This is a genomic window from Agrobacterium sp. SOY23, from assembly GCF_027212525.1.
Lineage (GTDB): Bacteria > Pseudomonadota > Alphaproteobacteria > Rhizobiales > Rhizobiaceae > Agrobacterium > Agrobacterium tumefaciens_I.
On sequence record NZ_JAPWDT010000005.1, the window covers coordinates 325,536 to 345,886 of the forward strand.

Annotated in this window: 15 protein-coding genes; 6 read left to right on the forward strand and 9 right to left on the reverse strand. The window is 60.6% G+C overall.

Features of this window, described 5'->3' with window-relative positions:
• Nucleotides 1-3 precede the first annotated feature (3 nt).
• The 6 genes from glgA to O3S81_RS16815 form a co-directional block, all read right to left on the reverse strand.
• Nucleotides 4-1,446: a glycogen synthase GlgA gene (gene glgA / locus O3S81_RS16790; RefSeq protein ID WP_269344938.1), complete on the reverse strand. Its 1,443-nt coding sequence runs from the start codon at nucleotides 1,444-1,446 to the stop codon at nucleotides 4-6.
• Between the two features lie 5 nt (nucleotides 1,447-1,451).
• A complete protein-coding gene (gene glgC / locus O3S81_RS16795) occupies nucleotides 1,452-2,714 on the reverse strand; it encodes a glucose-1-phosphate adenylyltransferase (RefSeq protein ID WP_269344940.1) in 1,263 nt (420 codons plus the stop codon).
• 21 nt (nucleotides 2,715-2,735) lie between these two features.
• Entirely contained in the window at nucleotides 2,736-4,943 is a 2,208-nt protein-coding gene (gene glgB / locus O3S81_RS16800) for a 1,4-alpha-glucan branching protein GlgB (protein WP_269344942.1), read from the reverse strand.
• Nucleotides 4,943-7,405 carry a glycogen/starch/alpha-glucan phosphorylase gene (locus O3S81_RS16805; protein ID WP_269344944.1) on the reverse strand — a complete coding sequence of 821 codons (2,463 nt, stop codon included), beginning with the start codon at nucleotides 7,403-7,405 and terminating at the stop codon, nucleotides 4,943-4,945. The genes glgB and O3S81_RS16805 overlap by 1 nt, the downstream gene beginning before the upstream one ends.
• Before the next feature lie 441 nt (nucleotides 7,406-7,846).
• Nucleotides 7,847-8,617: a class II glutamine amidotransferase gene (locus O3S81_RS16810; protein ID WP_269344945.1), complete on the reverse strand. Its 771-nt coding sequence runs from the start codon at nucleotides 8,615-8,617 to the stop codon at nucleotides 7,847-7,849.
• Nucleotides 8,618-9,331: an aspartate/glutamate racemase family protein gene (locus O3S81_RS16815; protein WP_269344947.1), complete on the reverse strand. Its 714-nt coding sequence runs from the start codon at nucleotides 9,329-9,331 to the stop codon at nucleotides 8,618-8,620.
• A gap of 167 nt (nucleotides 9,332-9,498) precedes the next feature.
• Here O3S81_RS16815 and O3S81_RS16820 point away from each other — a divergent pair, with 167 nt between their 5' ends.
• Nucleotides 9,499-9,960: an Lrp/AsnC family transcriptional regulator gene (locus O3S81_RS16820; protein ID WP_003508584.1), complete on the forward strand. Its 462-nt coding sequence runs from the start codon at nucleotides 9,499-9,501 to the stop codon at nucleotides 9,958-9,960.
• Between the two features lie 30 nt (nucleotides 9,961-9,990).
• On the opposite strand, the gene O3S81_RS16825 is transcribed toward O3S81_RS16820, so the two are convergent.
• The 3 genes from O3S81_RS16825 to O3S81_RS16835 all read right to left on the reverse strand — a co-directional run bounded on the left by O3S81_RS16825 (nucleotide 9,991) and on the right by O3S81_RS16835 (nucleotide 12,886).
• Nucleotides 9,991-10,974: an aldose 1-epimerase gene (locus O3S81_RS16825; protein WP_269344948.1), complete on the reverse strand. Its 984-nt coding sequence runs from the start codon at nucleotides 10,972-10,974 to the stop codon at nucleotides 9,991-9,993.
• Between the two features lie 174 nt (nucleotides 10,975-11,148).
• Nucleotides 11,149-12,042: an NAD(P)-dependent oxidoreductase gene (locus tag O3S81_RS16830; protein WP_269345144.1), complete on the reverse strand. Its 894-nt coding sequence runs from the start codon at nucleotides 12,040-12,042 to the stop codon at nucleotides 11,149-11,151.
• Nucleotides 12,043-12,130: 88 nt separating this feature from the next.
• Nucleotides 12,131-12,886, reverse strand: a complete 756-nt coding sequence (locus O3S81_RS16835) for an SDR family oxidoreductase (protein WP_269344949.1) — start codon at nucleotides 12,884-12,886, stop codon at nucleotides 12,131-12,133.
• A gap of 216 nt (nucleotides 12,887-13,102) precedes the next feature.
• Between O3S81_RS16835 and O3S81_RS16840 the strand changes: the two genes are divergently transcribed.
• From O3S81_RS16840 to O3S81_RS16860, 5 genes are all read left to right on the forward strand, one after another.
• Nucleotides 13,103-14,134 (forward strand): L-idonate 5-dehydrogenase, encoded by a 1,032-nt coding sequence (locus O3S81_RS16840; RefSeq protein ID WP_269344951.1) that lies wholly within the window; start codon nucleotides 13,103-13,105, stop codon nucleotides 14,132-14,134.
• Between the two features lie 509 nt (nucleotides 14,135-14,643).
• The gene (locus O3S81_RS16845) at nucleotides 14,644-15,222 is read left to right on the forward strand and encodes a GbsR/MarR family transcriptional regulator (protein ID WP_269344953.1); all 579 of its coding nucleotides are present in this window, start codon (nucleotides 14,644-14,646) and stop codon (nucleotides 15,220-15,222) included.
• 144 nt (nucleotides 15,223-15,366) lie between these two features.
• Nucleotides 15,367-17,016, forward strand: a complete 1,650-nt coding sequence (gene cydD / locus O3S81_RS16850) for a thiol reductant ABC exporter subunit CydD (RefSeq protein WP_442864936.1) — start codon at nucleotides 15,367-15,369, stop codon at nucleotides 17,014-17,016.
• Nucleotides 17,013-18,704, forward strand: coding sequence for an amino acid ABC transporter ATP-binding/permease protein (locus O3S81_RS16855; protein WP_269344955.1), 1,692 nt, complete (start codon nucleotides 17,013-17,015; stop codon nucleotides 18,702-18,704). The genes cydD and O3S81_RS16855 overlap by 4 nt, the downstream gene beginning before the upstream one ends.
• A gap of 67 nt (nucleotides 18,705-18,771) precedes the next feature.
• Nucleotides 18,772-20,349: a cytochrome ubiquinol oxidase subunit I gene (locus O3S81_RS16860; RefSeq protein ID WP_269344956.1), complete on the forward strand. Its 1,578-nt coding sequence runs from the start codon at nucleotides 18,772-18,774 to the stop codon at nucleotides 20,347-20,349.
• Nucleotides 20,350-20,351 lie beyond the last annotated feature (2 nt).

The window sequence follows — 20,351 nt, forward strand, 5'->3', positions numbered from 1 at the left end:
GTTTCAATGGCCTTTCGAAATAAGCTGGCTGTAAAGCGCGGCGTAAAGACCGGCGCTCTTTTCCCAGGAAACATCGGATTTCATCCCGAGTTTCTGCATTTGTGTCCACAGTTTTGGGTCGTGATAATAACGGACGGTCCGGCGGATCGCCTGTTTCAGCCCGTCCAGCGTGACGGGTGAAAATTGTACGCCGGTCGCCGATTTATTGGCGATGGCGGCGTGGTTGGCATCAATCACCGTGTCGGCGAGGCCGCCGGTGCGGGCAACCACCGGAATGCAGCCATAACGCAGCGCGTAAAGTTGGGTAAGGCCGCAGGGCTCGAAACGCGAGGGGATGATGATCGCGTCGCAGCCCGCCTGCATGAGATGTGACAGCGGCTCGTTATAACCAACCGCAACGCCGACGCGGCCATGGTGGCGGGAGGCCGCCGCAAGCAGCGCGCCTTCCAGTGCCACATCGCCCGCGCCAAGCACCACCAGACGGCCGCCGAGGGAAACGATCTCGTCCACGGCTTCGGCCATGAGGTCGATGCCCTTCTGCCAGGTGAGGCGGGAGATGATGCAGAACAGCGGGCTGTCATCATCGTCGATGCGGAAATGCTCGGCGACGGCCTTCTTGTTCAGGGCGCGGTTCTTGAGGTTGGCGGCGGAATAATTGTCGTGGATCAGGTGATCGGTCGACGGGTTCCAGACGTCGGCATCGATGCCGTTGACAATGCCGTGCAGCACATGGGCGCGGCTGCCGATGACGCCGTGCAGGCCCATGCCAAACTGCGGAGTGAGGATTTCCTCGGCATAGGAGGGGCTGACGGTGCTGAGCGCTGTCGCTGTCTGCAGGCCGCCCTTGAGGAAACTCACATCGTTATAATATTCGATGCCTTCCATGCCGAAGGCATGGGCGGGAAGACCAAGCTTGCTGAAGATATTCGCACCGAACTGGCCCTGGAAGGCGATGTTGTGAATGGTGAGAAGGCTCGGAATCTCGGGCGTTTCGGCATAACGCATATAGACCGGCGCCATGGCGGCCTGCCAGTCATGCGCATGCAGCATATCCGGCCGCCAGCCGGGAAGGGCACCGGCGGCAATGCGGGCCGCGGCAAGGGACAGCGCCGCAAAGCGCTTCCAGTTGTCAGGATAATCCTTGCCGGTCTGGTCGAGATAGGGGCCGCCCGAGCGCTCGTAATAGGCCGGTGCATCGAGAATGAGGAGATCGAGCCCCTCATGCCGCACTTCGAGCAGATCGGCCTTTTCGCCGAGCAGGTCGGTAAATTCAAAACATTTGACGGGGTCGGTCACGGCGGCTTTCACCGCCGGATATCCGGGTATCAATGTCCGCGTCTTGACGCCATGGGCTTCGAGCGCGATGGGGAGCGCGCCGGCAACGTCGGCGAGCCCTCCGGTTTTGATCAGGGGATAGATTTCGGATGAAACCGAAAGGACATTCATGGGCTCTACAGGTCCAGCTTGTCGATCATCGATTGGGTGATAAGGCAGATGCCGTTTTCAGTGCGGCGGAAACGTTTGGCATCCAGTTCTGGGTCTTCTCCTACAATCAGTCCTTCCGGAATGACCACGCCATGGTCGATGACGACATTGCTGAGCTGGGCATGGCGCCCGATCTTCACACTCGGCAGTACTACGGCATTCTCAAGGCGGGAGTATGAATTGGCGCGAACACCTGTGAACAGCAGGCTGCGATTGAGGGCGGCACCGGAAATGATGCAGTCGCCCGAGACGACCGAAGATACGGCCGAACCGCGGCGGTTCTCGTCATCGTGCACGAATTTCGCCGGCGGGGTGATTTCCGCATAGGTCCAGATCGGCCAGGATTTGTCGTAGATGTCGAGGTCCGGCACCACATCGGTGAGGTCGATATTGGCCTGCCAGTAGGCATCGATGGTGCCGACGTCACGCCAGTAGGGGCCATGCTCGAAATCCGAACGCACGCAGGAATCGGCGAAGCGGTGGGCGACGGCTTTGCCGTGCTCTACGATATAGGGAATGATGTCCTTGCCGAAGTCGCGGCTGGAGGTCGGGTCGGCGGCGTCGCGGCGCAGCGCTTCCATCAGGAATTTCGTGTGGAAGACATAAATGCCCATGGAAGCAAGCGCGAAACCCTCGTTTCCGGGAATGCCGGGCGGATCGGCCGGCTTTTCGATGAAATCGATGATCTCGTCTTTTTCGTTCACATGCATCACGCCGAAGCCGGTCGCATCCATGCGCGGCACTTCCAGGCAGCCGATGGTCACGTCCGCACCGGAATCCACATGCTGCTGCAGCATGTATTCGTAGTCCATCTTGTAGATGTGATCGCCGGCCAGGATGACCATATATTCCGGCGCATAGGGCTCGATGATGTCGATGTTCTGGTAGACGGCATCGGCGGTGCCTTCATACCATTGCGTTTCGGAAACGCGCTGCGAGGCCGGCAGAATGTCGAAGCTCTCGTTACGCTCGGGGCGGAAGAAGTCCCAGCCGCGTTGCAGGTGGCGAATGAGGGAGTGCGCCTTGTATTGCGTGGCGACGCCGATGCGGCGAATGCCGGAATTGAGCGCGTTGGAAAGCGCGAAATCGATGATGCGCGCCTTGCCGCCAAAATAAACGGCGGGTTTTGCCCGGCGGTCCGTCAGTTCCTTCAGGCGGCTTCCTCTGCCACCCGCGAGGACATAGGCCATTGCATCACGCGCCAAAGGCTGAACTCTTTTTTCCGACATGGTGTCCTCCCTTTCTGTCTGTCAGTTTTCCGGCTCGAGCATGATCGTCGCGAGCGGCGGCAGGACGAGCATCGTGCCGATTTCTCCTCCGGCATCGACCGCCTGAACGCGCCCGCCATTTCCCTTGCCGCTGCCGCCATAAATTTCGGCGTCGGTGTTGAGAATCTCCCGCCACCGCCCGGCGATGGGCAGCGGCACATAATAATTTTCCCGATAGACCGGGGTCAGATTGCAGATGACCGCCACCGGTTTTTCGCCGGGCGCCGTGCGCAGCCAGGCGAAGACGGAATTCTCGTGATCATCGACCACAAGCCAGCGGAAGCCGTCGGGTTCGCAGTCTCGGGCGTGCAGGGCAGCTTTGGATCGATAGGTGAGGTTGAGATCGCGCACGAGGCGGCGCATGCCCTCATGCATCGGATATTGGCGCAGGTTCCAGTCGAGCGAGCCCTTTTCGCTCCATTCGCTCCACTGGGCGAACTCCTGCCCCATGAACAGCAGCTTCTTGCCGGGGTAACCCCACATGAAACCGTAATAAGACCGGAGATTGGCGAATTTCTGCCAGTCGTCGCCGGACATCTTGGCGATCAGCGAACCTTTGCCGTGCACCACCTCGTCATGGGAAAGCGGCAGCACGAAATTTTCGCTGAAGGCATAAAGCAGGCCGAAAGTCAGTTCCTGATGGTGGAACTTGCGATGCACCGGCTCACGCGAGAAATAACTCAGCGTGTCGTGCATGAAGCCCATGTTCCATTTGAAGCCGAAACCGAGGCCGCCCTCGTGGACCGGCTGCGATACTTTCGGCCAGGAGGTGGATTCCTCGGCAATCGTCATGACGCCCGGATGGGTGCCGTAGACGAGGGAATTCATCTTCTGCAGGAAGCGGACGGATTCCAGGTTTTCGCGCCCGCCATATTCGTTGGGGATCCACTCGCCTTCCTTGCGGGAATAATCGAGATAGAGCATCGAGGCGACCGCATCCACGCGCAGGCCGTCGAGATGGAATTTTTCGGCCCAATAAAGCGCATTGTTGATGAGGTAGGACATCACCTCGATGCGGCCGAAATTATAGATGGCCGTGTTCCAGTCGGGATGGAAACCCTGGCGCGGATCGGCATGTTCGTAAAGCGCCGTGCCGTCGAACCAGCGCAACCCGTGCTCGTCGGTCGGAAAATGCGCGGGAACCCAGTCGAGGATCACCCCGATACCGACCTTGTGGGCGCCGTTGACGAAACGGGCAAAACCCTCGGGATCACCGAAACGGGCGCTCGGGGCGTAAAGGCCGGTCGTCTGGTAACCCCAGGAGGGGTCATAGGGATGTTCGGTGACGGGCAGGAATTCGATATGGGTGAAGCCCATATCGGTGCAATAGGGGATGAGCTGGGCGGCGAGTTCATCCCAGCTGAGGAAGGTGCCGTCCTCGCGGCGCTGCCAGGAGCCGGCATGCACCTCGTAAATGCTGATCGGCTGGCGGCGCTGATCCACCTGCGCCCAATGTTCGCGGTGGGCCTGATCTTCCCATTTTTGCGACAGCTCCGGCGCGGTGACGGAAGCGTTCTTCGGCCGCAATTCGGCGCGGCGGGCATAGGGGTCGGCCTTCAGCGGCAGAAGCTCGCCATTGGCGCCGAGGATTTCGAACTTGTAGGCGCAGCCGGCATAGACGTCCGGCGCGAAGATTTCCCAGATGCCGGTGTCCTTGCGGAAACGCATGACATGCCGGCGGCCATCCCAATTGTTGAAATCGCCGACGACGGAAACGCGCCGCGCATTGGGTGCCCAAACGGCGAAATGAAAACCTTCGACACCTTCGAGCTTCAGTGGATGTGCGCCCATCCTGTCGAAGAGCCTCAGATGCGACCCTTCACGGACGAAATAATCGTCCATGGGGCCGAGAACCGGGCCGAAGCTGTAAGGGTCGGTCACCGCCCATTCGGCATCGTCGCGACAGGCGCGGTAGCGCACCGGCTGTCGCTTTGAAAGATCGATGCGGCCTTCGAAAAAACCGTCCGGATCAAGCCGTTTCAACTCGCCCACGAGGTTTCCATCCAGCGTCAGGACGGAAACCTCCTCGGCACCGGGAATGAAACAGCGGGCGGAAAACCCTTCCGGCGTTTCGTGAACACCGAGAAGGGCAAAGGGATTGGAATGCAAACCGCTCTTGATCGCCTCGATTTCAGCCTTCGTGATTTCGCCAGTCTTTTTCTCTTCGGCCGAATTGAGCGGTTTTTTCATCAGGCTCTCCAGATCTCGGTGGCATATTGGCGGATCGTCCTGTCGGACGAGAACCAGCCCATACGCGCCGTGTTGCGCACTGTCTTGGCATACCAGCTATCCGGATCGCTCCAGATCGCGTCCACTTCGCGCTGCGCATTGGCATAGGCGTCGAAGTCAGCGGCGACCATGAACCAGTCGCTGTTATAGAGCCCGTCGATCAGACCCGAAAAACGGGAACGATCATCCGGCGAGAACACGCCTGACGCGATGGACGACAATGCCTGCGACAGTTCCGCGGATTGTTCGATGATCGCACGAGGATTGTGACCTTCAGCGCGGGCCTTGGCCACTTCATCCGCCGTCATGCCGAAGATGACGATATTCTCCGCACCGACATGATCGCGCATTTCGACATTGGCGCCATCGAGCGTGCCGATGGTGAGCGCGCCGTTCAGGGCAAATTTCATATTGCCGGTGCCGGAGGCTTCCATGCCGGCCGTCGAAATCTGTTCCGAAAGATCGGCGGCGGGAACCATGATTTCCGCAAGCGAGACGTTATAGTTCGGAACAAACACCACTTTCAGAAGCCCGCGCACGGCCGGATCGTTGTTGATGACCCGGGCAATATCGTTGGCAAGCTTTATGATCAGCTTCGCGTTGTGATAACTCGGCGCCGCCTTGCCTGCGAAGAACTTAACGCGTGGCACCCAGTCCAGTTCCGGGTGAGAACGGATCTGGTCGTAAAGCGCCACCGTTTCCACGAGGTTCAGAAGCTGGCGCTTATATTCGTGGATACGCTTGATCTGGATGTCGAACATGGCCGAGGGATCGACGCGGATGCCCATGCGCTGCGCGACCGTATTCGCCAGCCGCACCTTGTTCAGACGCTTCACCTCGGCGAATTTCTCGCGGAAACCGGCATCGTCGGCAAAACGATCAAGCGCGGTCAGCTTTTCCGCGTCGTCGAGGAAATCATCGCCGATTGCTTCGCGCAGCAGGCTGGTCAGGCCGGGATTGCACTGCATCAGCCAGCGACGCGGCGTGATGCCATTGGTCTTGTTGTTGATGCGGTCGGGGTAAAGGCTGTGCAGGTCGGCAAAGACCGTTTCCTTCATCAGATCGGTATGAAGGGCGGAAACGCCATTGATCGAATGCGAGCCGATGAAAGCGAGATTGCCCATGCGCACGCGCCGCTCGCCGCCTTCATCGATCAGCGAGATGGAGCGGATCTGCTGATCCGCCATCTTCTTTTCCTTGCGGGCATAAACCAGCGTATTGGCATTGATCGCGTAGACGATCTGCATATGTCTTGGAAGAAGGCGCTCGAGCAGCGGCACCGGCCAGCTTTCCAGCGCTTCCGGCAGCAGCGTGTGGTTGGTGTAGGAGAAGGTGCCCTGGGTGATCTTCCAGGCTTCGTCGAATTCCAGGCCGTGCACATCGCACAGAAGACGCATCATCTCGGCGATGGAAATGGCCGGATGCGTATCGTTGAGCTGGATCGAAACCTTCTCAGGCAGCGAGGTGAAATCAGGATATTGCTGCAGGTGACGGCGCAGAATGTCCTGCAGCGACGCGGAGGAGAAGAAGAACTCCTGCCTGAGGCGCAGTTCCTGACCGGCGGGCGTCGCGTCCGCAGGGTAGAGAACCCGTGTCAGGCTTTCCGCCTTGTTGCTTTCGCGCAAGGCGCCGATATGGTCGCCGGCGTTGAAGGCGGCGAGAAGAATGGGGTCGATCGGCTGTGCCGACCACAGGCGAAGCGTGTTGACGCGGGTGCCACGCCAGCCGACGACCGGCGTATCATAGGCCATGGCGATGACGCGTTCGGCCGGTTTCCAGACGAAACGCTGCGGATCTTCATAACCACCGATGGTCTCAACCGATCCGCCGAAGCCGACCTCATAGGAGCTTTCCCGGCGCTCGAATTCCCAGGGATTGCCATGCGCCAGCCAGGTTTCCGGCAGTTCCACCTGCCACCCATCCGCCATCTGCTGGCGGAAGAGGCCGTGCACGTAACGGATGCCATAGCCATAGGCGGGAATATCGACGGTCGCCATGGATTCCATGAAACAGGCCGCAAGTCGGCCGAGGCCGCCATTGCCGAGTGCCGCATCCGGTTCCAGCCCGGCGATGACGTCCAGATCGACACCGAGCGAGGACAGCGCGTCGCGGATTTCATGCATCAGGCCGATATTGGAAATGGCGTCGCGCATCAGGCGGCCGATCAGGAATTCCAGCGACAGGTAATAAACGCGCTTGGAATTGTTGGCATAGGCCTTGCGGGTGGATTCCATCCACTTGTCGATGATGCGGTCGCGCACGACGAGGATGGTTGCGGTCAGCCAGTCATGCGGCTTGGCAACCTTCACGTCCTTGCCGATGCGGTAGGTGAGGCGTTCGATGATTTCCGACGCCATGATTTCCGGGTTGGAACTGCGCGGGGCGGGGCGGGGAAGATCAGCGGCGTTGAGATTATTGATCATTGGTCGGTCAGCACCTTGGTGGGAGGAGAGGGTCTGAGAGGTTGATCCGGCTTGCCTTTGTTGATGCCAGTTTATGCATCGATATGGAGGCGTGGCAACAGCAATTTTTTCGGAAAATTGAACGGCTTAGCATAATGAAAAATAAGAGTTTTTCTCGGCCTCCCAAGGATCGCCGAAAGCTTTGCCAGCCCTGTCTGTGCCGTTCTTGAACGGATTTTCTTGGTCCTTGCGATGCCCGGCATCGCTCAGAAAAGGGGAAGAGGCTGCAATACTTCTGAAATGGTTCACCGGTCCTGAAATCTGTTTCGAACTATCGGATCACACACTAGCCTTCGCGGTCGCGAAAATTCAATAAAATAAATGCAACGGTGCGGCCGTCGCGCCGACATAGGGCGGCGCAGGCATAAAAACCGGCCTTTTCCCTGCCATCAACGGCGATGTTTATGGCAGGGAAAAGGGCTCCATCGCCATTTCGCCGGCGCGGATCGTTACCCTGGTATTCGGCGGAACGGCGCACCACGGGGTGCAGTCGAAGGAAAAGGGTTCCGAACTCAACGCAATGCCGTCGTCCAGCCCACGCCAGTAAAGCGTCGGCGGCTTGTCGTCGCTCGACCAGCGGAAGGCATGCAGGCAATCGCCATCCATCAACACGGCGCTGAACCGCAGGGCCGAGGAGACGCCCGCCGCAATCATCCTTTGCTGGCAGAGATGCAGTGCTGTGGAGATGGCCTGTACCGGATCGGCATCGAGGCCGAGGCCGGCGGCGATCAGGAAAATGGCTTCACTGTCGCCGGTGCCGCGCCGGGAGGCATAGATATCGTCCGGGATAAGGGAATCGATGTCGCGCCTTATCTGCTCGTAACCGCCGATCTGGCCGTTATGCATGAAGAGATATTGGCCATGTGCAAAGGGATGGCAATTGGCACGGGAGACTTCGCCTGATGTGGCGGAGCGGACATGGGCCATGAACATGCCGGAGCGAAGCTGATGGCAAAGGGCGGCCAGATTGGCATCGGACCAGGCGGGCCTTGTGTCGCGAAAGACGCCAGGCGTTCCCCGCTCACCGTACCATCCAAGGCCGCAACCATCGCCATTGACAACGGTTTTTGCTTCCCTTGCGGCCATGGACTGGCTGACCAGCGACGCTTCCGGCTCGATCAGCAGGCTGTCGAGCCAGACGGGTTTACCGGAATAGGCAAAAAGGCGGCACATTCATGCGGCTCTGTCGAAAGCCTTGTTTCCGAGCGCGAAGCCGACGGCGGCCTTCGCGTGAATGGCGGTCGAATCGTAACCCGGCAGCGGCAGCGCATCGGGATCGATCAGCAGGGAAATTTCGGTGCAGCCAAGAATGACGGAATCGACACCCAGCGCACGGGCCTTTTCGATGACGGCAAGGTAGCGTTCACGCGAGCAGGACTTGATTTCGCCCTGGCACAGCTCGCCGAAAATGATGTCGTGGATTGCAGCCCGGTCTTCCGCCTCGGGCACAACCACGTCGACGCCGTGTTGGCGCATGCGGTCGGTGTAAAAGCCGTGTTCCATCGTGTAGCGGGTGGCAAGCAGCAGCGGCTTGCGGCGCCCGTCCGCTTTCAGGGCGGCAGCCGTTTCGTCGATGATGTCGATGAGCGCCACGCCCGACATTTTTTCAACCGTGTCCGCAACGAGATGCATGGTGTTGGTGCAGATCAGCACGCAATCGGCACCGGCATTGGCAAGGCGGGCACCGGCAGCGCCCAGAAGCGCGCCAGCCTCATCCCAGCGATCAGCCTTCTGAAGGGCGACAACCTCGGAAAAATCGAGCGAATGCATGACGATATCGGCCGAGACCAGACCGCCGCGGCTGTCGCGCACGGCCTCATTGATCATGCGGTAATAGGTTGCGGTGGATTCCCAGCTCATGCCGCCGATCAGGCCGATGCGTTTCATAAGTTTCCCCTTATCAAGTTTGATTGAAGATAAGGATGCCATCGCCGCCACGAAAACGGCGTGCGTTTTTTCGGGTATTTCAGTGCGCAGACGCAAGTATGGAGCGTATTATACGGAAAATCTGCAAACTTGTTGCGCCATTGCGTTAACCGGTGCATTCTTTATGGATGATTGATGATCGTGACCGCCGAATCCTTGCGATTCTCCAGGAAAATGCCGAAACCCCGCTCGCCGATATTGCGGAGGAGGTTTCCCTGTCGCTATCCGCCTGTTCGCGCCGCATCACGCGGCTGCGGACTGAGGGGTATGTGACAGGCACGATGGCGTTGCTCGACCGGCGGAAGATCAACCTTCCGACGACGGTTTTCCTGCTGGTGAGAACGGGCCTGCATGCCGAGGACTGGCTGGACCGGTTCCATGCGGCCGTCAGCACCATACCGGAGATCGTCGAGGTTCACCGGTTGACCGGCAATTTCGACTATATTCTGAAACTGGTGCTGCCGAATGTCGAATATTACGACACGGTCTACAAACAGATCCTGCGCCGTGTTCAGCTTTATGACATGTCCGCCTATATCTCCATGGAGACGGTAAAGCTGTCTTCGTCGCTGCCGACGACGCATATCTGAAGGGTCGTCTAGCTCCTGTCGGTGCCCCAGTCAGCGGCCCGCCTCGAAACGGACGCCGAAGCGGAAGCTTCGTGTTTCGCCCGGTTGCAATGTAATCGCAGCCGCAAGTTCCGGATGGTTGAAGGCATTGGTGGGCGTTTCCACCGGTTCGAGCGCGATGGATTGTCGCCTGTCGCGGGCCAGCGTATCGCCGGTGAAGACATGCATGTGGCCACGCTCCTGCCAAACCGTGAGGCTCGAACCGTCATGCGGGTTTTCGAGCCGTGTCTCGTAAAGCCCGTTTTCGGATGCGGTCAGATCGGTGAAGCAGGCATCCAGCACATGGCCGGATAGTGGCGCATGGAGAAAGCGGGCGTCGTCCCGTTTGATTATCCCGCCCTGTGGCGCCCGCAGGGGAATGAGATCCTCGTCCGTTTCGATCGCGGTTCGCGAGGGCAGCGTGAGAAGCAGGTCGTCGATGGACGCCGTGCCGGGCAGGCGGAAATAGGGATGCCAGCCGGCGGCGAAGGGCAGGGGCCGGTCACTGCGATTGATGCCGCGTATGTCGATGGTGACGTCATGCCCGGCAAAGCGATATTCCACCTCGATGGTGAGCCGATAGGGATAACCCCTGAAATCTCCCGGCGCTATTTCCGCCCGGAAGACGAGAATCTGCGCGCCATTTTCCTCGAAGGACCGGTCGAGGACAAAGGGCAGGGCGCGGGCAAAGCCATGGAAAACAAGGTCCTCATGGGCAAGCACGGGCTCTATGTGATGCGTTTCCCCGGCGAAATCATACCGGCCCTGCGGAATGCGGTTGGTGAAGGGCGCGAGAAAGCCGTTTCTTACGCCGTTCTGCGACTTTAACTCCGCGGCCGTCAGATATCCGTCAACCAGATCGTCGCCCTTTTCACCATCGGCAGAGAGCGGCCGCCAGCTGAGAAGCGTTGCGCCCTCATAGGCGATTTCGGCGTAAAAACCGTTTCCGGAAACGGTCAGACTGGCAATCCCCGTGCCTGTTGCGGAAGTGGTCATCGGGAATTGTCCTTTGCATGCATGCATCTGCGACGGCCGGGCCGATTGCCCGCCGATTCGCCCGATCATCTTCGCTGCAGCGACATTTCGCAATGGCTATGATGCGCCGCACCATCCATGGCCGGCGCTTTCCGCAACCTTATTTGCATGAGGGTATGGCGCCCGCGATGGAGATCAGTCCGGGAAGGTTCGTTTTGCGCCGCTGAAAAATTCCATCAGCGCCGCCTGGTCTTCTCCGCCTAGCCCCGCCGCCGTCAGCATGCGGTGCACCTCGGCGCAAACTGCCGTCAGCGGCATGGCCGTGTTGGTGCGCCGGGCGAGATCCTGCGCGCCATTCAGATCCTTGACCATATTGTCGATACGGCCGGTGCGGCGGTAGTCCTTCGCCACATAACGCGGCATATATTCCTGCAGGATGGCGCTGTCGGCGCGGCCGCCCTTCAGTGCCTCCGGTATCTTGGCGGCATCGACGCCGGCATCCAGCGCAAGCTGTGTTGCTTCCGCCACGGCGAGGAAGTTCAGGCCGCAGAGAACCTGATTGATGAGCTTGGTCGTCTGCCCGGCGCCACAGGGGCCCATATGGGTGTAGTTGCTGGCCACATGCTGCAGCACGCGGTGGGCATCGGCCACATCCTTCTCGCTGCCGCCCGCCATCAGGGTCAATTGCCCGATGAGCGCCTTGGGTGCACCGCCTGAAAGCGGGCTATCCACCCAGCGCAGCCCCTTTTCAGCGGCATCGGCCGCCAGTTCCTTGGTCGCTTCCGGGTCGATGGAGGACATGTCGATGATCAGCGTACCGGGTTTTGCCCCGGCCGCCACGCCATCCTTGCCAAAGACGGCGATGCGGACGATTTTTGGCGAATTGAGGCTGAGGATGACCACGTCGGAAACGGCGGCCGCCGCCGCCGCGGTTGGGGCGCTCTCCGCGCCAAGGCTGGTCAGCGCCGCCACCTTTTCCGCATCCAGATCGAAAACCGTCAGGTGATTGCCGGTCTCCACCAGCCGCGTGCCGATCGCACCGCCCATGGCACCGGCGCCGATGAGGGCGACTTTGTTCTTCTCGGTCATGCTGTTCACGGCCTCCTCCCAAGGTGTCGTGGTATCGTCAGGTCACATCCGGATGGTGGCCGCGGCCCACCATCCGGAAATGGCATTTTTAAAGCGAGGCGGTGATGCCGCCGTCGACGTAGAGAATATGGCCGTTCACGAAGGACGAGGCGTCGGATGACAGGAAAATGCAGGCGCCGACAAGCTCTTCCACCTTGCCCCAGCGTCCGGCCGGCGTGCGCTTTTCAAGCCATGCCGAGAAGGTTGGGTCCGCTACCAGGGCGGCGTTGAGCGGGGTGTCGAAATAACCGGGCGCAATGGCATTGCATTGCAGGCCATATTTGGCCCAGTCCGTTGCCATGCCCTTCGTCAGATTGCCGACTGCACCCTTGGTGGCGGTGTAGGGGGCAATGCCGGGGCGGGCAAGTGCGGTCTGAACGCTGGCGATATTGATGATCTTGCCACGCCCGCGCGAAATCATGTGGCGCGCGGCGGCCTGTCCGGCGTGGAATACCGAGGCGATATTGGTCTGCAGCAGGCGCTCGAAGGCATCGGCCGGAAAATCCTCAAGCGGCGTGCGGTGCTGCATGCCGGCATTGTTGACGAGAATATCTATCGCACCGACCTCCGCCTCGAAGCGGTCGATGGCCTCGCGCACCGCGCCATGATCGGTGGCGTCGAAGGCAAGTGTCCTCGCGCCCTTGATGCCGGCGGCGGCGGCTTTCAGCTTCGCCTCGTCCCGCCCGTTCAGCACCACTTCCGCCCCGGCTTCCGAAAGTCCTTGCGCCAGCGCGAAACCGATGCCCTGGGACGAACCCGTGATCAGCGCGCGGCGGCCGGAAAGATCGAACAAATTAAGGCCCACTGTTTCCTCCAGTCTCTCGACATTGCATTCGTGAAGATATATGTTACCGATAACATTCATCTGTTTGAGGGCGGATGTCAAGGCTGACGCGCCCGTTTTCGGTACGTATCGGGCGGGTGGCGAACTGGCAAGGCGGGTCAAGGCGCGCCTTGCGGCAGCAATTTGAATGCGGAATTTTTATGCGCCGCAGTGGCGCGCGCTTGAACGGGAGTTGTCATGAAAGCGATTGTCGCCCACGGGGCAAAGGATGTGCGCATCGAAGACCGGCCGGAGGAAAAGCCGGGGCGGGGTGAGGTTCGGCTCCGTCTGGCCAGGGGCGGAATCTGCGGCAGCGATCTGCATTATTACAATCATGGCGGTTTCGGCGCCGTGCGGCTCCGTGAACCCATGGTGCTGGGTCATGAGGTTTCCGCCGTCATCGAGGAACTCGGCGAAGGTGTTGAAGGGTTGAAGATCGGCGGTCTGGTGGCGGTTTCTCCCTCCCGCCCTTGCCGGACCTGCCGCTTCTGCCAGGAAGGCCTGCACAATCAGTGCCTCAACATGCGGTTTTATGGCAGCGCCATGCCCTTCCCGCATATTCAGGGCGCGTTCCGCGAAGTTCTGGTGGCGGACGCCCTGCAATGCGTGCCGGCCGATGGTCTCAGTGCCGGTGAAGCCGCCATGGCGGAACCACTGGCCGTGACGCTGCATGCCACGCGTCGCGCCGGAGATTTGCTGGGAAAACGCGTGCTCGTCACGGGTTGTGGCCCCATCGGCATCCTCTCCATTCTGGCTGCGCGCCGGGCGGGTGCGGCTGAAATCGTCGCCACCGACCTTTCCGATTTCACACTCGGCAAGGCGCGCGAAGCGGGGGCGGATCGTGTCATCAACAGCAAGGACGAGCCCGATGCGCTCGCCGCTTATGGCGCGAACAAGGGAACCTTCGATGTTCTCTATGAATGCTCCGGTGCGGCCGTGGCGCTTGCCGGCGGTATTACGGCGCTGCGTCCGCGTGGCATCATCGTCCAGCTCGGGCTCGGCGGCGATATGAGCCTGCCGATGATGGCGATTACCGCCAAGGAACTCGACCTGCGCGGCTCCTTCCGCTTCCACGAGGAATTTGCCACCGGCGTCGAGCTGATGCGCAAGGGCCTGATCGACGTCAAACCCTTCATCACCCAGACGGTCGATCTTGCCGACGCCATCTCGGCCTTCGAATTCGCCTCGGATCGCAGCCGCGCCATGAAGGTGCAGATCGCTTTTTCGTAAGCGCTTTCCTGCGAACGGATATGACGGCATTTCAATCGGCGGCGTATTATTCCGCCGCCGATTTTTTATGCGTGGTTTTTTTCGCGCAGCGCGATGCGGGAAGATGTTATCGATATCATTGGTTGTCGTAAGGCCGCAGCGTGATCGCGTAACTCCATGTAGGACTACGCCCAATTGTCCGTTATACCGGCCTCGAGCCGGTATCCAGCCAGCCCAAGCCCTTGGGCTGAAAGACTCTTCCCGTCGCGCGCGAGCCGTGTCGGCTAGATTCCGGCTCAGGGCCGGAATGACGGAAGCGAGGTCATGAAGGCAGCAAACATCAACTCGCTCTATTATCCCAAAATTACAGTCGCATAGTTTGCCGGCCCTGATCGCCCCTAACCGCCCATTGGGGACCTCTCCGCTACCACTTTGCACATTTTGACGCAGGTCAAAAAGGTGATTTGCTGCCTGCGGTTTTTTGCGTTATCGAAATTTCAGAAATTACTGAAAATTCAGGAAGCGAAGAAATGCCAACCAGCCTGTCACCGCTCGTTCAGTCCTTCGTGCTGCATTTTGGCGAGATGGGCAGCCGCTGGGGAATCAATCGCACCGTCGGCCAAGTCTATGCTTTGCTTTACATTTCGCCGCAGCCGCTCTGTGCGGACGAGATCGTCGAAGCGCTTGGCATTTCCCGTTCCAATGTGTCGATGAGCCTGAAGGAGCTTCAGGCGTGGAACCTTGCAATTCTCAAGCACTTCCCCGGCGACAGGCGCGATTTTTTCACGACGCCGGATGATGTCTGGCAGATTCTGCGCACGCTCGCCGAAGAGCGGAAAAAGCGTGAGATCGATCCCACCCTCAGTGTGCTGCGCGAAATCCTGATGGAGACGCCGGAAAACGACGATGAGCGGCATGCGCAAAGGCGCATCGACGAGATGAAGACGCTGATCGAGCAGTTGACCGGCTGGTACGATGATGTGAAGCGGCTGGAGACCGAAAGGCTGGCCTCGCTTCTAGCGCTCGGTTCGAAGGTCACGAAGCTTCTGGAGGCGAAGGACAAGATCGTCTCGCTTGCCAGACCCCGTGGCGCGAAGAAGAACGGGTGAGGGTGATCGGTCGTGACCATATCCGCACAAATGCCCCGGTCGGCCGATGGTGATGCCGCAGACTGTCCCGTGCCCGATGCCGGGCAACGACGATTCTTCGGCCGAACCCGGCACAACACGGCCCCCGACAAGGCCGCGGTGAAAATGAAACATGCGCCGGCGGTTGGCAGATCTGTCGCCCTGCTGCACGTGCTGCCGGCGCTTCTCTGGCTGCCGCAGGCGGGCCTGCTGGCCTTTTCAGTCGGAAAAATTGCCGATGGCGAGCCGATGATGGCGATCGTGCCGGCGGCTGTTGCGGTTCTTATGCTCGGGCTCCTCAAGGCGTGGCTGGAAAAAATCGCGGCGCGGCTGTCCTTCCGGGCCGCACGCGCAGCGCTTTCGCAGCGGCGGTTCGAGGCGCTGCAGGCGGTGGCGAAGGTTTCCCCGCTCGATCTGTCGCGCACGGCCTCGGGTGAGGCGGCAGGCGTCGTGGCGGAGGCTGCGGAAGCGCTGGTGCCCTATCTTTCCCGGTTCCAGCCGGCACGCATGAAGGCCACCATCGTTCCCCTGGTTTTTGTGCTCGCCATCCTGCCCTTTACCTGGATTGCAGCGCTGGTGCTCCTGCTCGCCATGCCCACCATCCCGCTTTTCATGGCGCTCATCGGCTGGCAGGCCAAGGCCGCCAGTGAAAAACAGCTGGCCGAGACGGGCAACATGAATGCCTTCCTGCTCGATCGCCTGCGCGGGCTGGAAACGATCCGCACGCTCAAGGCTGTCGATCTGACGGCGGCGCGCCTTGGGGCCGATGCGCAGAACCTCAAGAAGCGGACGATCGCCGTTCTGAGGATCGCTTTTCTCTCCTCTGCGGTGCTGGAGCTTTTTGCGGCGATCGGCGTTGCCATGACCGCCGTCTATATCGGTTTCCACCTTCTCGGTTTTCTCGATTTCGGCGCCTGGGGTGAAAAGCTCACGCTGGCCGAAGGCCTCTTCATCCTGCTGCTTGCGCCAGCCTTTTTCGAGCCGCTGCGGGAACTCTCCGCCGTCTGGCACGACCGCGCAGCCGGCGAGGCGTCGCTCGATGCGCTCGCGACATTAACGGCCAGCGGTGCGGCCATCGTGGGTGAGGGTGCGGATGTGGTGCGCGCGCCATTTTCAACGCCCGGCCTGCTGGAGATGAACAACCTTTCCTTCGCCTACCCTGGCGCTCCGCCTGTCATCCGGAATTTCAACCTGACGGTTCAGCAGGGCGAGAGAGTTGCGATTCTTGGGCCTTCCGGTTGTGGCAAATCCACTGTACTCTCCTTGATTGCCGGGTTGGCCGAGGCGGGTGAGGGCGTAATCAGGATCGGCGGTGTCACGCTTGATGATGCAACGGCGGATGGGCTGCGCGGAACGATCGGCTGGGTCAGTCAGAAGCCGTTCTTTTTTGCCGGGTCCCTGAAGGCGAATATTCGTTTTGGCCGCTCGGCGGTCAGCGAAGCCATGGTGGAAGAGGCCCTGCACCGCACCGGGCTGGATGGATTGACGCAGGCGCGCCGGCATCTGCAGATCGGTGACGGCGGATATGGCATTTCGGGCGGGGAGGCGGTGCGGCTCGCCATAGCACGTGCTTTCGCAGACCCGACAACGCAGCTTGTTCTGGCCGATGAGCCGACCGCGCATCTCGACCGGGAAACGGCGGCTCTCGTCACGGATAGTCTGCTGCGACTGGCAGAGGGCAGGACATTGATCGTCGCGACCCATGATCCGGTGCTTGCGGTACGCATGGACAGGATCGTGGATATGACGACGATCCATTCGAGGGGGCAGCCATGATCGCGCGTTTTGCCATATTGAGACTCGTCATCGCCCTGTTCTGGTCGACGCGGCGCGGCATGCTGCTTGCGGGCGCGGTTCTGGCGGTCACGACGGTTCTGGCGGGCATCGGTCTTCTCGGCGTGTCCGGCTGGTTCATCACGGCGACAGCCATTGCCGGCCTGCTGCCAGCGACGGCCTTCGCTTTCGATGTCTTTGCCCCCTCAGCCGCCATTCGCCTTCTGGCGCTGGCGCGCACCGCCGCCCGTTATGGCGAACGCATGACGACCCACGAAGCCACGCTTTCCGTGCTTGCAGCACTTCGGGAGAAACTGTTTCGTGGTTTTGCCGCACCACAGGCAGCCAAATCCCTGGAGGCGAGGCCCGCGCGCCTGCTGAACCGGCTGACGGCGGATATCGATGCACTGGATTCGCTTTATCTGCGCGTCTTGGTTCCTGCCGCCGTCGCCATCCTCGCCGCGCTCGTGACCGGCTTCGGGCTTGCTTTCCTGCATCCGCTTGCCGGCGTGCTGGCGGCAACCTTCCTCATTGCGGCGGGGCTGGGCATTTCTGCGCGCTCTGCCTTGAGGGCGGAAAAATTCTCGCGCCGGCGGGCCATCGGGCTCGAGGCGTTGCGCGCCCGCACGGCCGATCTCGTGAGTGGACAGACGGAACTGCTGACCACCGGGCGGCTTTCCGCACAGGTTGCGGCGGTAAAGCGGGCGGATGATTATCTCGCGGCCTGCGATGACAGCCTCAACCGCATCGAGACCAATGCCGGCTTTTCCTTTGGTCTTTCGGCGGCCATTCTCCTGAGCTCCGCCCTTCTCGGCATGGCCTGGCTGGCGGAGCATGGGATGGTGAGTGCGCCCGCCGCTGCACTTGGCCTGCTGGTCTGTTTCGCCGCGCTGGAGCCTTTCACGGCGCTTCGTCGCGGGGCGATGGAACTGGGCCGCACGCTGTTTTCCGCAAGGCGTATTGCGCCTCGCCTTTCTGCAACGGCTGAGGCGCACTGTCCTGCACTGCCCGCGAGTGGCGTGGCGGCGGAGTTCATAGGCGTGCGTCTGGAGCGGGAAGGGAACGGCAATCCGGTTCTGACGAATATCAACCTCGCAATCGCCTGCGGGGAACGGGTCGCGATCGTCGGTCCGAGCGGTGCCGGCAAGACAAGCCTCATCCAGGTGGTGGCGGGCGAGTTGCGCCCGGCTGCGGGCTCGGCCCGTGCCTTGCCGTCCACCCTGATGACGCAGCGCAGCCAGCTTTTCCGTGACAGCATCGCCGACAATCTGCGGCTGGCAAAACCTGCGGCAACCGTGGGCGAGTTGTGGGACGCGCTCGAGGCGGCCGGGCTTGCCGAACACGTCAAAACCTTGCCGAAAGGGCTGGAAACGAGGCTCGGCGAGGCCGGGCAGGGTTTGTCCGGCGGCCAGTCGCGCCGGCTGGCGCTCGCCCGTTTCCTGCTGGCCGACCGGCCGCTCTGGCTTCTCGACGAGGTGACGGAAGGGCTGGATGGCGAGACTGCTCGGGATGTACTCGGCCGGCTTTTCGCGAAGGCAGCGGGAAAGACTGTCTTTATGATCACCCATAATCGCCGCGAGGCGGAATTTGCCGATCGTATCATCGTGCTGAAAGAGGGGCGCCAACTTGATGAATGTCAAAGCGGCACCCCGGAATACGGCGTAGTGCTTGAGACACTGCGCCCGGACTGAGATTTTTTGAGAGCCGGCGTCGTCTTGAAAATGGAAGGCCGGCCTTCCGGAAAAGGTGGGTAAGACTATGGAACTCGACATAGTGGCGCTGTCGCGCCTGCAATTTGCGGTGACGGCTTTATATCACTTCCTGTTCGTTCCCCTGACGATCGGGCTGTCGGTGGTGATCGCCATCATGGAAACGGTTTATGTCATGACCGGGCGCACGATCTGGCGGCAGATGACGAAATTCTGGGGCACCCTGTTCGGCATCAATTTTGTGCTCGGTGTTTCCACCGGCATCGTCATGGAATTCCAGTTCGGCATGAACTGGAGTTATTACAGCCATTATGTCGGCGATATCTTCGGCGCGCCGCTGGCGATCGAGGGCATGATGGCCTTCTTCCTGGAAGCCACCTTCGTTGGCCTGTTCTTTTTCGGCTGGGACAAGCTGTCGAAACTCGGTCATCTCGTGGCGACATGGTGCGTGGCGATCGGCTCGAATTTTTCAGCGCTGTGGATATTGATCGCCAATGGCTGGATGCAGAACCCGACGGGTTCCGCCTTCAACCCACAGACCATGCGCATGGAAGTCACTGACTTTTTCGCGGTCCTGTTCAACCCGGTGGCGCAGGCGAAATTCGTGCACACGGTTTCCGCCGGCTACGTGACGGCCTCCATCTTCGTGCTCGGCGTTTCCGCCTGGTATGTACTGAAAGGCCGCCATGTCGATCTCGCCAAGCGGTCGATGACGGTAGCCGCCTCCTTCGGTCTGGCGTCTGCACTTTCGGTCGTCGTGCTGGGGGACGAAAGCGGTTATCTCTCCACCGAACACCAGAAGATGAAGCTCGCCTCCATCGAGGCCATGTGGGAAACCGAGCCGGCACCCGCCCCCTTCACGGCCATTGGTTTTCCGGACCAGGAAGCGCGCGAGACGCATTTTGCGGTGAAGATTCCGTGGGTGATGGGCCTCATCGGCACCCGTTCGCTCGATACGCAAATCCCAGGCATCAACGATCTTGTCGAGCAGGCGAAGACCCGCATCCGCGATGGCATCAAAGCCTATGATGCGCTGATGCAGATCCGCGCCACCGGCAAGGGCGCGCAGCTGCCTGAAGAGGTGAGCGGCACCTTTGCCGAACTCGGCCACGAGCTTGGTTATGCCCTGCTGCTCAAGCGTTATGTCGACGATCCGCGTCAGGCGAGCGAAGAGCAGATTGCCAAGGCCGCGGCTGACACCATCCCGCATGTGCCGACCCTGTTCTGGGCGTTCCGTATCATGGTCGGTCTCGGCATCTTCTTCATCCTGCTGACGGCGACCTTCTTTTATCTCTCGGCCCGCCGCCGGCTGGATCATTATCCGCTGTTGCTGAAAGTGGCGGTCTTTGCCATTCCGCTACCGTGGATCGCCGCCGAAATGGGCTGGGTGGTCGCCGAATTCGGCCGCCAGCCGTGGATCATCGAGGGTGTGCTGCCAACGGCCGCTGCCGTCTCCAGCCTCAGCGCTTCAACGGTGCTGATTACGCTCCTGTGCTTCATCGCCATCTACACGGTGCTGTTCATCGTCGAAATGGGGCTGATGCTGAAGGCGATCCGCAAGGGGCCGGATCCGGACCATGAGCCGGAAGCGCCGCTCGTTCCTGAAAAACTCGTCGCTGCGGAGTAAGA

Bases quoted from the DNA above. Each gene is read 5' to 3' on its own strand.
- glgA (WP_269344938.1), bottom strand. From the start codon at position 1,446: ATGAATGTCCTTTCGGTTTCATCCGAAATCTATCCCCTGATCAAAACC.
- glgC (WP_269344940.1), bottom strand. From the start codon at position 2,714: ATGTCGGAAAAAAGAGTTCAGCCTTTGGCGCGTGATGCAATGGCCTAT.
- glgB (WP_269344942.1), bottom strand. From the start codon at position 4,943: ATGAAAAAACCGCTCAATTCGGCCGAAGAGAAAAAGACTGGCGAAATC.
- O3S81_RS16805 (WP_269344944.1), bottom strand. From the start codon at position 7,405: ATGATCAATAATCTCAACGCCGCTGATCTTCCCCGCCCCGCCCCGCGC.
- O3S81_RS16810 (WP_269344945.1), bottom strand. From the start codon at position 8,617: ATGTGCCGCCTTTTTGCCTATTCCGGTAAACCCGTCTGGCTCGACAGC.
- O3S81_RS16815 (WP_269344947.1), bottom strand. From the start codon at position 9,331: ATGAAACGCATCGGCCTGATCGGCGGCATGAGCTGGGAATCCACCGCA.
- O3S81_RS16820 (WP_003508584.1), top strand. From the start codon at position 9,499: ATGATTGATGATCGTGACCGCCGAATCCTTGCGATTCTCCAGGAAAAT.
- O3S81_RS16825 (WP_269344948.1), bottom strand. From the start codon at position 10,974: ATGACCACTTCCGCAACAGGCACGGGGATTGCCAGTCTGACCGTTTCC.
- O3S81_RS16830 (WP_269345144.1), bottom strand. From the start codon at position 12,042: ATGACCGAGAAGAACAAAGTCGCCCTCATCGGCGCCGGTGCCATGGGC.
- O3S81_RS16840 (WP_269344951.1), top strand. From the start codon at position 13,103: ATGAAAGCGATTGTCGCCCACGGGGCAAAGGATGTGCGCATCGAAGAC.
- O3S81_RS16845 (WP_269344953.1), top strand. From the start codon at position 14,644: ATGCCAACCAGCCTGTCACCGCTCGTTCAGTCCTTCGTGCTGCATTTT.
- cydD (WP_442864936.1), top strand. From the start codon at position 15,367: ATGAAACATGCGCCGGCGGTTGGCAGATCTGTCGCCCTGCTGCACGTG.
- O3S81_RS16855 (WP_269344955.1), top strand. From the start codon at position 17,013: ATGATCGCGCGTTTTGCCATATTGAGACTCGTCATCGCCCTGTTCTGG.
- O3S81_RS16860 (WP_269344956.1), top strand. From the start codon at position 18,772: ATGGAACTCGACATAGTGGCGCTGTCGCGCCTGCAATTTGCGGTGACG.